The 14,303-nt window shown below is 60.6% G+C and carries 12 protein-coding genes; 8 read left to right on the plus strand and 4 right to left on the minus strand.

The features are described from left to right. The first annotated feature begins 644 nt into the window (after nt 1-644). Nucleotides 645-2,027, plus strand: a complete 1,383-nt coding sequence (locus AC3RLQ_RS24510) for a WD40 repeat domain-containing protein (RefSeq protein WP_493031273.1) — start codon at nt 645-647, stop codon at nt 2,025-2,027. Here the strand turns inward: AC3RLQ_RS24510 and AC3RLQ_RS24515 are convergent. After that, on the minus strand, nt 1,959-2,321 hold the full coding sequence (locus AC3RLQ_RS24515) for a hypothetical protein (RefSeq protein WP_493031274.1): 363 nt from the start codon (nt 2,319-2,321) through the stop codon (nt 1,959-1,961). The genes AC3RLQ_RS24510 and AC3RLQ_RS24515 overlap by 69 nt on opposite strands. Nucleotides 2,322-2,532: 211 nt before the next feature. Between AC3RLQ_RS24515 and AC3RLQ_RS24520 the strand changes: the two genes are divergently transcribed. Together AC3RLQ_RS24520 and AC3RLQ_RS24525 are read left to right on the plus strand one after the other, a co-directional pair. Continuing rightward, complete coding sequence (locus AC3RLQ_RS24520; RefSeq protein ID WP_493031275.1) at nt 2,533-3,174, plus strand: 3-keto-disaccharide hydrolase; 642 nt, start codon at nt 2,533-2,535, stop codon at nt 3,172-3,174. 30 nt (nt 3,175-3,204) lie between these two features. Continuing rightward, nucleotides 3,205-3,534: a hypothetical protein gene (locus AC3RLQ_RS24525; protein ID WP_493031276.1), complete on the plus strand. Its 330-nt coding sequence runs from the start codon at nt 3,205-3,207 to the stop codon at nt 3,532-3,534. Between the two features lie 12 nt (nt 3,535-3,546). On the opposite strand, the gene AC3RLQ_RS24530 is transcribed toward AC3RLQ_RS24525, so the two are convergent. The 3 genes from AC3RLQ_RS24530 to AC3RLQ_RS24540 all read right to left on the minus strand — a co-directional run bounded on the left by AC3RLQ_RS24530 (nt 3,547) and on the right by AC3RLQ_RS24540 (nt 6,627). Continuing rightward, entirely contained in the window at nt 3,547-5,445 is a 1,899-nt protein-coding gene (locus tag AC3RLQ_RS24530) for an ABC-F family ATP-binding cassette domain-containing protein (RefSeq protein ID WP_493031277.1), read from the minus strand. Nucleotides 5,446-5,616: 171 nt separating this feature from the next. Next, nucleotides 5,617-5,781: a twin-arginine translocation signal domain-containing protein gene (locus tag AC3RLQ_RS24535; RefSeq protein WP_493038755.1), complete on the minus strand. Its 165-nt coding sequence runs from the start codon at nt 5,779-5,781 to the stop codon at nt 5,617-5,619. A 54-nt stretch (nt 5,782-5,835) separates the two neighbouring features. Then, nucleotides 5,836-6,627 (minus strand): glycerophosphodiester phosphodiesterase, encoded by a 792-nt coding sequence (locus AC3RLQ_RS24540; protein ID WP_493031278.1) that lies wholly within the window; start codon nt 6,625-6,627, stop codon nt 5,836-5,838. 46 nt (nt 6,628-6,673) lie between these two features. On the opposite strand from AC3RLQ_RS24540, the gene AC3RLQ_RS24545 reads away from it, so the two are divergent. The 5 genes from AC3RLQ_RS24545 to AC3RLQ_RS24565 all read left to right on the plus strand — a co-directional run bounded on the left by AC3RLQ_RS24545 (nt 6,674) and on the right by AC3RLQ_RS24565 (nt 14,132). Then, nucleotides 6,674-8,059 (plus strand): alkaline phosphatase family protein, encoded by a 1,386-nt coding sequence (locus AC3RLQ_RS24545; protein WP_493031279.1) that lies wholly within the window; start codon nt 6,674-6,676, stop codon nt 8,057-8,059. Between the two features lie 918 nt (nt 8,060-8,977). Next, nucleotides 8,978-9,820 carry an IclR family transcriptional regulator gene (locus AC3RLQ_RS24550; RefSeq protein WP_493031280.1) on the plus strand — a complete coding sequence of 281 codons (843 nt, stop codon included), beginning with the start codon at nt 8,978-8,980 and terminating at the stop codon, nt 9,818-9,820. Further along, nucleotides 9,817-12,363 (plus strand): DUF1592 domain-containing protein, encoded by a 2,547-nt coding sequence (locus AC3RLQ_RS24555; protein WP_493031281.1) that lies wholly within the window; start codon nt 9,817-9,819, stop codon nt 12,361-12,363. Before AC3RLQ_RS24550 ends, AC3RLQ_RS24555 begins: the two co-directional genes overlap by 4 nt. Before the next feature lie 12 nt (nt 12,364-12,375). Then, complete coding sequence (locus AC3RLQ_RS24560; RefSeq protein ID WP_493031282.1) at nt 12,376-12,789, plus strand: four helix bundle protein; 414 nt, start codon at nt 12,376-12,378, stop codon at nt 12,787-12,789. A gap of 44 nt (nt 12,790-12,833) precedes the next feature. Further along, a complete protein-coding gene (locus AC3RLQ_RS24565) occupies nt 12,834-14,132 on the plus strand; it encodes a DUF1552 domain-containing protein (protein ID WP_493031283.1) in 1,299 nt (432 codons plus the stop codon). Nucleotides 14,133-14,303: the final 171 nt, after the last annotated feature.

Here is a 14,303-nt window from a genome sequence, read left to right on the forward strand (position 1 = left end):
GTACCCTCGCTGCGATTAACGCCCCAGAATTCGATTCGCTCTCCCAGCTCTGGGGCCACTGGAAAATCATCCAGGATTAAATGGCATCCATCAAGATGGGGATTTCGCTCGTCTCCACTTTCGCAAGCACCGACCAACGCCACCGAATCCACTTGGTAAAATGCCAAACTCTTCTGCCATTTCACTCCCTTCCATCAACAGCCCAAATGGGGCTGCGCATCTCGGCAAAGGGTTGCCGCATGTCCTACGAAGCTCGCAGAGCGAAGGAGGAAGTCTCCGCGAGGCCACCCTGGTCTTCACGCCAGTCTCCGGAAAGCAAACCCAGCACATCGCCTCACCCTGCGCCCCCTTGCAGCGTCTTCGAAAAGCTCCGCCCCACGCCAGCCCTGAAGGGGCTGCGGAATACAGCCCAGGGTCAGCCGAGCCTAAGCGAGGCGACCCTGGGTTATGCCCCATCAATCCGGGAAGCAAACCCAGCGCCCCCTTCACACGCCGAGCTCACCAGCAGCGTTCTCACCGCCCCATCGCCGCCGCCAGCGTGTCCCAACGTCCCCTAAACCCACGCCCTTAACCAAGCGCCGTTCCATCCAGAAACAATTCCTCCCTATCCCATTCCCTTGCTCTCTCATTCCCTTGCGAAAAACATGCGCCTCCTTCTCCTCCTTCCCGCTCTAATCACCACGGCCGCCGCCGCCGATCCCGTCATCACCTACGACGAGCACATCAAGCCCATCTTCCGTGAGCACTGCCTCAAATGCCATGGCGACGACGAACAAAAAGCCGATCTGAACCTCGCCAACTTCACCGCCGTCCTCAAAGGCGGCAGCGGCGACAAAGCCGTCATCGCCGGCCGCGCCAGTCAAAGCCTTCTCTTCACGGCCATCACTGCCGAAGACGATGCCGAGCGCATGCCACCCAAAAAAGCCGCCATTCCCGCCCCGCAGATCGAGCTCATCCGCCAGTGGATCCAGGGCGGCCTCCGCGAATCCTCCGCCAGCAAATCCCTCATCGCCGAACGCGACACCAGCTTCACACCCACCACCGGGATCAAACTCGACGGCCCGCCCCCGATGCCCGAGTCCTTGCCTCCCTTCACGCCCCCCGCACTCAAGCGCCCGCTTCCCATCATCGCCATGGCCGCCAGTCCGCGCGCCCCGCTCGTCGCCGTCGCCGGCCATGAACACGTGCTTTTGCTCGACGCCACCACCCAGCAGCCCCTCGGCGCCCTCGCCTTCCCCGAAGGCCAGCCCAACGTCATCCGCTTCAGCGCCGATGGCCGCGTCCTCATGGTCGCCGGTGGCAAACCCGTCCAGTCCGGCAGCGTCGTCCTCTTTGACGTCAAAACCGGCAAACGCCTCACCACCATCGGCGATGAAACCGACGCCGTTCTCGCCGCAGACTTGAGCCCCGATCAGCAGCTCGTCGCCCTTGGCGGCTCCGGCAAGATCGTCAAAATCTACGGCACCGCCGATGGCAAACTCCGCCACAAGCTCACCAAGCACACCGACTGGATCACCGCTCTCGCCTTCAGCCCCGATGGCAAAAAACTCGCCAGCTCAGATCGCGCCGGCGGAATCCATCTCTGGGACCCCACCGGCGGCGGCATCCTCCTCTCCCTTTCCGAGCACAAAGCCTCCGTCCGTTCCCTCGCTTGGCGCAGCGACAGCAAAATGCTCGCCAGCGGCGGCGAAGACGGCCTCCTCATCTGGTGGGACGCCAAGGACGGCTGGCCCGCCATCACCAAAACCAATGCCCATCCTCCAGAGCGCCCGCAGGGCTCTTATGGCAAGATCCCCAATGGCGTACTCGCCGTCGCCTTCGGCCCCAAAGGAGAACTCCTCAGCGCCGGTCGCGACAATCAGGCACGCCTCTGGGACGCCAGCGGCGGCTCAGTGAAATCCTTTTCCTCTGGAGGCATTCTGCCACTCCAGACCACCATCACCTTTGACGGGAAGGGCTTATTTGCCGGAGGTGCGGACGGTGTTGTACGTTTCCTGTCGGGTGGTAACGACAGTCGTTCTCGTTGACGGCAGCGCGTAGCCGCCGTGGTCCCAGCTGTTGCCCACATTGTTCGGATCGTCTTCGTACGTGAAGTTCTCACCGTAGTTGATCGTCGGCTGCGGCCAGACGCTGTAGCCATTGCCGTAGCCACCGCCATGTCCGCCGAAGCTAGGAGCTCCGTTGAAGTTGCTGCCGTAGTAGGTGCCACCCGGGGCGATGCGCCTGTAGCCGCCACTGCCCCAGCTCCAATCATGACCACAGGAAGTAAGAGACAAAGCAGCAAGAACCGAGAGGATGACCAAGGAGTGAGCGGATTTCATGGAACGGATAATGTGAGTGCTGGCGGGTTATTTTATGGAGAATTGGCCAAGCCGGAGAAAAAAGCAATCCTATAAATCCATCACCCCGAACACTTTCGCGCCGAATCCACCTAAATGAGGGGCAGCCCCCTCCGGCAGGCAGCCCAAAGCCAAACTTTCCACCCATGACTTGGAATCTCCCACATCCCCTCCACGTTACCAGCCACCACCCATGAAACACGCCCTCCTAGTCCTTCTCGCCACCGCCTCCCTCTCCCTGGCCGTCGATCCCCCCGACACCACCGGCTGGAAGGACCTGTTCGCCGCCGACCTCTCCAACACCGTCGACCCCGGCAAATGGGAGCTCAAAGATGGCATCCTCGTCGCCAAAGACCACGACACCCTCTGGACCAAAGACTCCTACGGCGACTTCATCCTCGATCTCGACTTCAAAGTCGAAAAGGAATCCAACAGCGGCATCTTCCTCCGCTCCGGCAACATCAAAGACGTCCTCTCCGCCCTCGAAATCCAGGTCCACGACTCCGCAGACGGCAGCAAATACGGCATGGTCGCCGCCATCTATGACGCCATGCCCCCCAGCAAAAGCATGGCCAAACCCGTCGGCGAGTGGAATCACTTCACCATCACCTGCAAAGGCCCCCTCGTCAGCGTCGTCTTCAACGGCGAGGAAGTCATCAACGCCGACCTCGACAAATGGTCCGAAGCCGGCAAAAACCCCGACGGCACCCCCAACAAATTCAAAAAAGCCCTCAAAGACTACGCCCGCTCCGGCCCCATCGGCCTCCAAGGCCTCCACGGCAAAGCCCAGGCCCCCGTCTACTACCGCAATCTGAAGATCAAGGTGCTCGAGTAAGTTCAGTGCATTGACCCCGGCTTGGACGAAATGACGACCGAACTTCTGTCTGAATGGACTCCAAGCCGTCCCGAATGGTTTCGTGATGAAAGCCAGTTGAACAGCGTCACGGGCGCGCTGCACTCAAGATTCGCGGACGTGGGCTCTCAGGAAGAATGCCGGTATCTGATGCGCCTATGGTGGCATCTCGACTCATCGAGCCAAGAAGTATCCTATGAAGAACTGCTGCAGTTTGTTTCTCCACCGAAAATGAGCAGGCTGAATCAGCTTTTCGATTTCATGGCCCGACGAGATTATAAATCTATCGATCAATGGGTGAGGCAAGCGACTCGGGAAATGCCCGAAACGCGTGACCGATAATGGGCATGCCCATCACCCCGCACACGCCACTCTTACCTCCTCCAGCTCCGCCCACCGCGAAAACTTCCCCTCCAGCTCATGCTTCTTCGCCTCGAGCTTCGCGATGAAGTCATTCGTCCCCGCCCCCAATTTAATAAACGTCTCCGGGTTGCTCAGCTCCCCCTCCATCGCCGCGATCTCACTCTCCAGACTCGTGATCGCCGCTTCACACTCCGCCAGCTCCCGCTGCTCCTTCTGCGACATCTTTTTCGGCTTCGGCGCATTCGCCGCCACCGTCTTCTCCTTCTTCACCGCCGCATTCACCAGCGCCAGCTCCGCCGCAGCTTTCGCCGCACGCTTCTCCTGGTAGTAGCTGTAGTTCCCCGCGCATTCATGAATGCGCCCCTGTCCCTCAAAAGCGATCAGCCGGTCGCACACACGGTCCAGGAAGTACCGGTCATGGCTCACCACCAGCACGCAGCCCTTGAAGGAAAGAATCGCCTCCTCCAGCACCCGCATCGTCTGCAGATCCAGGTCATTCGTCGGCTCATCCAGAATCAAAAAGTTGCCACCCCGGCGCAAAATCTTTGCCAGCAGCACACGGCTCTGTTCCCCACCGCTCAGCTCCTTCACCCGCATCGTCACACGTTCATCCGTGAAAAGGAATCGCCGCAGGTAAGTCCGCACATGCATCTTCTCCGGCCCAAACTGCACAAACTCAGACATCGGCCCCGCCACCTCCTCCATCACGCTGTTCTCCGGGTTCAGCAGCAGTCGCTGCTGATCCACATAGTTAAACACCGTCCGCTTGCCAATAGTGACCTTGCCCTCATTCGGCGCCTGCTGCCCCATCAGCATCCGCAGCAGCGTCGTCTTGCCCAGTCCATTGCGGCCGATAATCCCCGTGCACGTCCCCGCGTCAAAACTCAGATTCAGATGGCTGAACAACCACCGGTCATTGATGTGCGCGCCGATCTCCACCGCATCGATGATCGTGTTCGCCAGCGCAGACGCCGGCGGGATGATCAAATCCATCACCAGCTCCGCCTCCGGCGCGTCGATGGCCGCCACACGGTCATACTCATCCAGTCGTGATCGCTGCTTCGTGCCCCGGCCTCTCACACCCGCACGCACAAATTCCAGCTCATGCCGCAGAAAGCTCTGCCGCCGCCGCTCCGAATTCGCCTCCACAGATTCACGCACCGCCTTGCTCTCCAAAAAGTCACTGTAGTTCCCCGGATGACTGTAAATCCGGCTGTCATCGATCTCGATGATCCGCGTCGCCACTCGGTCCAAAAAGTACCGGTCATGCGTCACAAACAGCACCGCACCTGTGAAGTCCCGCAGGAAAATCTCCAGCCATTCGATCGATTCCGCGTCCAGATGGTTCGTCGGTTCATCCAGCAGCAGCAGATCCGGCTGCGACACCAGCGCCCGCGCCAGCGCCACACGCCGCTTCTCACCACCAGAGAGACCTTTCACGATACGATCCGCCGCCGGCAGCCCCAGCTCATTCATCGCCGTGCTGATCCGCGTCTCCACACCCCAGCCATCATGCAGCTGGATCTGATGCAGCAAATCATCCTCCTGGTCTCCCTTGTAGTCGCCGGTCTCATAGCGCTCCACCATCTCCAGCAGCGCCGAAGCACCCGCCCGCACGTTGTCGATCACGCTCGCATCATCATCCAGCACAAACTCCTGCGCCAGATGACTCACGATGATCCCGTTCCGCCGCGAGATAATGCCGCTGTCCGGCTTCTCCGTTCCCACCAGGATGCGCATCAGACTCGTCTTCCCCGAGCCATTGCGTCCCACCAGCCCCAGCTTCTCACCCTCATGAATGCTCATCGTCGCATCATTGAAAACCTGTTGCAGCCCAAATTGAAGGCGCAGGTCTTTGGCGGAAACGACAGCAGGAGTAATAGGAGACATGAGTGGGGGGCGGCTCAGATAGCACGGTCTCCCTCCCCCTGCGACAGATTACCTTCCACCACCTCCAAAATGATCTCCCGCATGCATGCCACTCGTTAAACCCGAACGTCGTTCGTTGAATAGGTCTGATGCGGACGAGAACTGCCGCTTCTAAAACACCAAAGGTGTGGCCTATCGCAGCCCAGGGCAGACGAGCCTTGGCGAGGCCGCCCTGGGTTTCCGCCATTCCAATCCGGGAAGCAAACCCACCACTCCACCACACCCCACGCCCACCAGCAGCGTCTGCAAAAAGTTCCGCCTCGCCTCAGTCCCCTCCGAACAATTTACAATTCTCAGTTTTCAGTTCCCAGTTTTCAATCCCCGACCACTCCACCACTCCCGCCCCATCGCTCACTTCTTCCCCAGCGCTTCCCTCACCATCACCGGATCATCCGTCGTGATCCCATCCACCCCCAGCTTCGCAAACCGCTGCACATCCGCCGGCTTGTTCACCGTCCACACATACAGCCCAAAGCCCGCATCCCGGATCTGCTTCACCATCGCCTCATCCCAGGGGAAATCAGCCGTCCCCAGATCCAGCCCGTCCAGCTTGTCCGCCTTCGTATCCGCGATCAGCTGCGTCAGATCCGTCGGCTTCTTCTCCTTCGTCTTCCCAGCCGCCAGCCGGTAAACCTGGATCCACGGCATCGCCTTCTTCGATTCCGCCGCCGCATCCCGCTTAAACGCAATGATCGCCAGCTGCGCCGCACGTTCCTTCATCGGCTCCAAAATCCTCTTCAGCTCCGGCACGATCTCCGCCCCGCATTTCACCTCGATAAAGAACCGCTGCTTCCCCTTCGGCATTGTCGCCAGCGCCTGCTCCAGCGTCGGGATCTTCTCACTCGCCCACTCCTTGCCCTTCCATGTGCCCACATCGATGGCGGTCAGATCCGCCTGCTTGGACTTCGCCACATCCAGGTTCACTCCCGCCGTGCGCTTCGTGTCCTTGTCATGAATCACCGCCGTCTTGCCATCGGCCGTCAGATACACATCCAGCTCACACGCATCCGTCTGATTTTTCCATGCCAGATCAAAAGCCCCGAGCGTGTTCTCCGGCGCACGCGCGGAAAACCCCCGATGCGCAACGATTTCAACAGCATTGGCGGACATGGCGGTGAGGAGAAAAAATGCAGCAAGCTTCATGAGGGAGAAAGCAAACGACGCAAGCACTCGTAACCCTTCGCCCCAAATGAAATTTTGTTTCCTGCTTGTCCTCAGCATCATCATTGTTCGCACACTGACGTCCTGCTCCAAGTCGCCTTCGACCAACCCCAAGGACCAGCACGTCATCCTCATCAGCCTTGATGGTTTCCCCGCATGGCTCTGGAATGATGAATCCCTGCAGATCCCCAATCTGCGCAAGCTCGCCGCCGAAGGTGCCAGCACCAAGGCCATGACGGTCAGCAATCCCTCCATCACCTGGATCAATCACACCACCCTCGTCACCGGCGTGGAGCCCCGCAAGCACGGCGTCCTCTTCAATGGCCTCCTCGTCCGCCAAGGCGACAACAAGCCGCCAAAGATCGAGCAGTGGGCCGACAAAACCAGACTCGTCTTCGCCCCCACCCTCTACGACATCGCACACGAAGCCGGTCTCACCACCGCCGAATCCGACTGGGTCGCCGTCACCAAAGCCAAGACCATCGACTGGAGCTTCGCTGAGCTGCCCGAAGCCGAAGGCAAAGTCGAAAAAGAAATGATCGCCGCCGGCGAGATCAAACCCGAGCACATCACATGGATGCAGCTCGGCCCCCAGCGCAAAAGCGTCACCTTCCTCGACAACATGTGGACCAAGGCCGCCATCCACATCTTCAAGACCCACAAGCCCAACCTCCTGCTTTATCACACGCTCAACACCGACTCCACCCATCACACCTACGGCCCCGGCTCCATGGCCAGCGCCACCGCCCTCGCTTATGCAGATCGTCTCGTCGGCGATCTCGTCAAAGCCGTCGAAGACAGCGGTCTGCGCGATCAGACCACCTTCATCATCGCCACCGATCACGGCTTCAAGAAAGTCACCAAGATCATCCTTCCCAATGTCGAGCTGAAAAAAGCCGGACTCGCCCAGGGCCTCGGCCCCACCATCAACACCTGCGACGCCTACTCCATGACCCAGGGCGGCATGGCCTTCGTCTACATCACCAATCCCGCCCGCAAAGCCGAGCTCCTGCCGCAGCTCAAGGAAATGTTCTCAAAAGTCGAAGGCGTGGACCGCGTCATCGACGGCAAAGACGGCCACACCCTCGGCATGCCCACCCCCGAAGAAAACCAGGGCATGGGAGATCTCGTCCTCTACCCCAAACCCGGCTACGCCTTCAAAAACGACGCCGGCGGAGACGCCACCGTCACCCCCTCCGTCAACTACGCCGGCACCCACGGCTACTTCAACGGCGACCCCGAACTCGATGGCATCTTCATCGCCAGCGGTCGCGGCATCAAAAAAGGCATCGTCCTCGATCGCATGGCCAATCTCGACGTCGCCCCCACCATCGCCAAACTCCTGGCCCTCAAGCTCCCCAATCCCGACGGCCGCGTCCTCGACGAAATCCTGATCTCCGCCGACAAAAAATAACTCTCTGGGGTGACGTAGCAGTGGCCATCACTTTCTAATGAAGGTCATGGAACACCAAACTACGCGACAGCATCGTGGAGTGCGGTGGCAGAGATGCACGGCGCAAGCCTGCATCGGCGACACCGCTTTCGCAAGGTGACGAACATCCTCCGTCCTTAACTCGTCGTCCAGCCTGTTAAAAAAGGTGTCGGCCCAGGCTTGCCGCATTCACTCCGAGCCGCAAACGCGCGTGTGAAACTGAGCTTAGGTGCATCGCAAGCAGGCCGGTTCTGGAACGTGAAATCGGCGCGAATGAAATGCGAAGGGCATTTGCTCCCGGAGGGAGCACGGAAGGTAGCCGGCGGTGAAGCGAGGCTTTGCGAGCGAGAACCACCGGACCAGACCCATGACGTCATTCCCACCCAGGCCGCATGCCGGAGGTATGCGAGAAGCGTTCTCCTTCTCCTGGGGGATCTCATTGCTGGGAGCGCCGATGTCCACATCGGCTCCGTCCGCACGTCCCTGCCGCCCCGCTTCGCCACACACCCCGCAAAAAACCAGCACACATCCCCATCACCGCCCCACCACGCCTCAATCAAATCACCCACCGCCCATTCCTTTGCCAACACGTTACTCTGCCGGAAAACAGCGCTCCCTTTTCGCCCATCCACCCTCTCTCCAACCCAGCCCCCTCTCCCCATTCACGTTGCTCTCCATTCCCTTGCTAAAAATCAAACACCCCTTTTCGCCCACAACCCACTAATACACCCGCATCCCCCAGGTGCATTTCAGATACATCCTTGTGCGCGTCCCACCCCTATCCCCCTGACAGATTCAAACACCCCGGCTTGTAGCCTCCATCGTCATCCCCCGCACCGCTCGCAAGAAACATCTCCGCCACGCCGTTTCTACCCGTGCAACCACTTTAGCATATAGAAAATGCCCGCCACCCGCTCACCCCGTCGCCAGCCAAGGACCAAGCCAGGCACAAAACCCAAGGCCCCCGTCCACGACTCCGGCTTCAGCACCCCCAGCCTCGACCGCGCCTTGGCCGTGCTCCAATGCCTCGGCGGACATCCCCACGGCCTCACGCTTTCCGAAATCGCCGACTCCCTCAAACTCTCCGTCAATTTCGTCTATCGCGTCACCCAGTCCCTCGTCTCCCACGGCTACCTCGTGCGCGATGCCGAAAAACGCTTCAGCGTCGGCTCTGCCATGCTCAAACTCTGCCAGCCCGTCATCGATGACGTCCCCCTCACCGAAGCCGCCCTCCCCGCCATGCGCTGGCTCAGCGATCAAACCGGCGAGGCCGCCCACCTCGGCATCCTCAGCGGCTCCGAAGGCATCGTGCTCGAGCGCGTCATCGGCCGCGCCATGATCAAGTTCTACGTCGAGCGCGGCACCCGCTTCCCCCTCCACACCAGCGGACCCGGCAAGGCGATCCTCGCCTTCACACCCGAACCCGAGCGCGACGAAATCATCTCCGGCATGAAGTTCGAACGCTTCCAGCCTTGGACCATTTCGAACCGCAAAGACTTCCTCCAGTGCCTCGACCAAGTCCGCATCAATGGTTTTGCCACGGACGTCGGCGAACACCTCGAAGGCCACCACTGCCTCGCCGCCCCCATCTTCGATGCCGAAGGAAACGCCATCGCCTCCCTCTGGATCACCGGCCCCAGCCAGCTTCTGAGCGAGGAACGCATGCTCAAACTGGCTGCCGTCGTGAAAAAAGCCGGCGCCATGGCCACCGCAGCTCTGCGTGGAGGCGCCCTCGCAGCATGAACCACAAGCACCTCATCTCCATCCTGAGCCTCAGTGCTCTTCCCATGCTGGCGCAGACGCACGCGCAAAGCGCACCGCCCCAGATCGAGAAAAGCTGCTTCGAGTGCCACGACAAGGACACCACCAAAGGCAGCCTCGATCTCACCTCACTCCCCTTCGACCTTTCCACTCCCGCCACCCGCGACCGCTGGATCCGCATCTACGACCGCGTCGAAAAAGGCGAGATGCCACCCAAAGCAGAGGACCTCCCGCAGGCAGACCGGGCCGCCCTCGTCAAATCCCTCGCCACATCCCTCACCGCCGCTGATCACGCCGACATCCTCGCCCATGGTCGCGGCCCTCTTCGCCGTTTAAACCGCGACGAGTACGAACAAAACCTGCGCGATCTCCTTCAGCTTCCCGACCTCGACATCCGCGATATCCTCCCCGAAGACCGCGAAGGCCACCGCTTCAACAAAACCACCGACATGCTCGACATGTCCCGCGTCCAGCTCGTCGCTTATCTGGATGCCGCCGAGGCCGCACTGCACGCAGCCATCACCACCGAAGCCGCCCCGCCACCGGCAATCAAATACCGCGCCGTCGGCACCGATCTCTTCCCCGGCACCGGCACCTTCGGCAATCGCGAGGCCATGTTCTTCACTCGCGACAACAAGGCCGTGGAATTCAGAGGGAAAAAAGACAAAGGCAAAGACGAACCCACCGAGCAGGAAGCTGCCAAAGACGAAACCCTCGAGATGGCCCTCTTCCGCTCCGCCAGCTGGCCCTACCTCGGCACCCCCAAACACTTCACCGCCAAGCGCACCGGCAACTACAAGGTGCGCTTCTCCGCCCGCGCCGTACTCCAGCAGCCCGGCTACGTGATCACCCCGGCCACGCAGCCCCTGCCCATGACCTTCCGCAGTCGCAAACCTGCGGGCGTGGACATCATCAATGAAGTGCATGACACCGGCGGCATCATCGACATCCAGCCCGAAAAGCGCGTCTATGAAACCACCGTTCGTCTGCGTGCCGGCGAAGCCATCGAGTACAGCCTGCTCGGCCAGCCCATGCCGCTGGCCATGAACCCCAACGGCTCCGCTCCCTCCTACCGCTATCCACCTTTCCCCGAGGGCGGTCAGCCCGGCCTCGCCGTTCAGTGGCTCGAAATCGAAGGCCCCCTCGAATCTCAATCATGGCCTCCACCCTCACACCGCGTCCTCTTTGACGACCTCGGCGTGGACGTGAAACCCAAGGACCCCCAGCAAGATGCCAAGCGTCTCCTCCGCCGCTTCGTCAAACTCGCCGCACGCGAGCCCGTGCCCGAAGAGGACCTGCAAATGTTCGATGCCCTCATCCAGGCCCAGCTCGCCAAAAACGCCTCCTTCGCGGAAGCCATGCTCGCCGGCTACAAAGCCTTCCTCGCCTCCGGCGACTTCATCTACGTGCGCGAACCGGTGAAAGCAGACGACCACTTTGCCATCGCCTCCCGCCTCTCCCATTTCCTCACCAACTCACGTCCAGACACAAAACTCATGGACCTCGCGCAAAACAAAAAGCTGCGCGATCCCCAGACCCTCCGTGCCGAAACCGAACGCCTCATCGCCAGCACCGGCTTCGACCGCTTCGTCAAAAACTTCACCGACTGCTGGCTCAACCTCCGCCACGTCCGCCGCGACGATCCCGACATCCGCCTCTTCCCAGAGTACCGCTTTGACGAGTACCTCGTCGAAAGCATGGAGCGCGAAACCCGCACCTTCTTCACCGCGATGATTCGCGACAACCTCCCCGCCAGCGTGCTGGTAAAAACAGACTTCGTCTTCGCCAACGACCGCCTCGCCAAGCACTACCAGCTTCCACCACTCACCGGCTCCGCCATGCGCAAAGTTCCAGTGCCCAAGGACAGCCCACTCGGTGGCCTCCTCACTCAGGCAGCGGTTCTGAAAGTCAGCGCCAACGGCACCACCACCTCCCCCGTCGTGCGCGGAGCCTGGGTCATGGAACGCCTCATCGGCCAGCCACCGCCACCACCACTCGCCAGCGTCCCCGCCGTCGAGCCCGACATTCGCGGTGCCAAAACCATCCGCGATCTCCTCGCCCTCCACACCAAATCCAAATCCTGCGCCGCCTGCCATGCCCGCTTCGATCCCGTCGGCCTCGCTCTCGAAAACTTCGATATCCTCGGCGGCTGGCGCACCCACTATCGCGGCCTCGAAGAAGGCCAGCGCATCACCGGCATCGACCGCGCCGGCCACAGCTTCAGCTACACCGTCGCCACCCCCGTGGACACCACCGGCAAACTCCTCGACGGCCGCACCTTCAATAACATCAACGACCTCAAAACCCTCATCGCCGCCGACCCCCGCCAGCTCGCCCGCAACCTCCTCCACCAGTTCACCATCTACGCCACCGGCACCCCCGTCCGCTTCTCCGACCGCCCCGAAATCGAATCCCTCCTCAACGCCTGCGCCAAAAACAACTACCCCATCCGCGACCTCCTCCACGCCCTCATCCAAAGCCCCATCTTTCTGGGACAATCAGATGGGGAGACAATCAGACAATGAGATGACCCGACCATGAAGCTTGAAAAAGACCAGCAGACGAGAAAAAGCAAAGTGGTGAGACACACTGATTTGGATGTTTATCAGCGTGCCTTTGCCGTGGCCATGGAAGTGTTTCGGCTCAGCAAGACATTTCCGAAAGATGAGCGCTACTCGTTGACTGATCAAGGTCGCCGATCTTCGCGTTCAGTGGCTGCCAACATAACTGAGGCCTGGCGCAAGCGTCGTTATGCAGGCTCCTTTGTCAGCAAGCTCAACGATGCTGAAGGCGAAGCCGCTGAAACGCAGACATGGCTCCAGTTCGCCGTCGAATGCGGCTATGCCAAAGCCGATGCCACGCGGGCGATCTACGCCGAGTACGACAACATCATCGGCATGCTCGTAAACATGCAAAACCACCCCGAACAGTGGGCTCTCACCCAGCGCTAACCTCTGGTTCTGATTGTCTCCCCATCTGATTGTCTGATTGTCTAATGAACGCCCCCTACATCTCCAAACCCCTCTCCCGGCGCCGCTTCCTACGGAGCGCAGGGGCGACTCTCACCCTGCCATTCCTCGAATGCCTTCGCCCAGTCTTCGGCCGCGCCGCACAGGTCAAACCACCCCAGCGCCTCCTCATCATCTCCAACAACCTCGGCTTCCTTCCGAAACCCTTCTTTCCAAAGAACACCGGACGCGACTACGAACTCTCTCCGACCCTCTCCGGACTCGCCGAAGTCCGCAATGAGTTCACCCTCTTCAGCGGCCTCTCCCACCCCGACGTCAATGGCGGCCACAGCGCAGAAAACTGCTTCCTCACCGCCGCACGCGGCCCAACCAAAAGCGGCTTCCGCAATCAAATCTCCCTCGATCAATACATCGCCGAAAAACTCGGCCAGCAGACCCGCTATCCAACGCTGAACCTCGGCGTCAACATCGACAAAGCCAACCGCAGCCTCTCCTGGACCCGCGACGGCGTCCTCCTTCCCGCAGAAGACAGCGCCCCCGCCTTGTTCCGCCGCATGTTCGTTCAGGGCGATCCCGCCGCTGTCAAAAAACAACTCCAGCAGCTCGACGAACGCGGCAGCATCCTCGACACCCTCCTCGACCAAACCAAGCGCCTCAGCCGCGACCTCGGCAGCACCGACCGCGCACGCCTCGATCAATACCTCACCTCCGTTCGCGAAGTCGAAGAACGCCTCCTCACCGCCCGCGAATGGGAGCTCAAACCCAAGCCCGTCGCCACCCAGCCCGAGCCCAAAGACATTCAAGACAAGAAGCTCATCTTCGAAAAATTCGATCTCATGCTCTCCATGGCGCAGCTCGCCTTCGAGTCCGACTCCACCCGCATCGTCACTCTGATGGTCGATGCCTTCGCCACCCCCGCCTTCCATCTCCCCGGCGCTGACAACACCACCGAAGGCTACCACGGCCTCAGCCATCACGGTCAGTCCGAAGAAAAAGTCCGCCAGCTCGCCGAAGCCGATCGCGAACAAATGCGCCTCTTCAAAAAACTCATCCAAACCCTCGCCTCAAAAAAGGAAGACGACGCCCGTCTCCTCGACCGCACCATGGTCCTCTTCGGCAGCAACATGGGCGACGCCAACACCCACGACAATTACAACCTCCCCATCCTCCTCGCCGGCGGCGGCTTCAAACACGGCCAGCACCTCGCCTTCAAACGCGACAACAACCTCCCCCTCAGCAACCTCTTCCTCTCCCTCCTCCACCGCCTCGGCGTCGAGTCCGACCAATTCGGCTCCAGCACTGGAGCTCTCACGGGTTTGACCTGAAGCGTTTGAAATAATTTGGTTTCCGATAGTTCTGTTGCAGCCAGATCGGTTCTCCCTCTACCCGCCCCTGACATACGATAACAGCGAACATTTTTCTTCGGGGAGAGGGTCGGGGTGAGGGGGAGTCCTGCACCTCTCACCAGCATGGCATGCCCCTCAATGTTTGAGTGA

The organism is Prosthecobacter sp. GW821-HT29F12 (assembly GCF_058803405.1).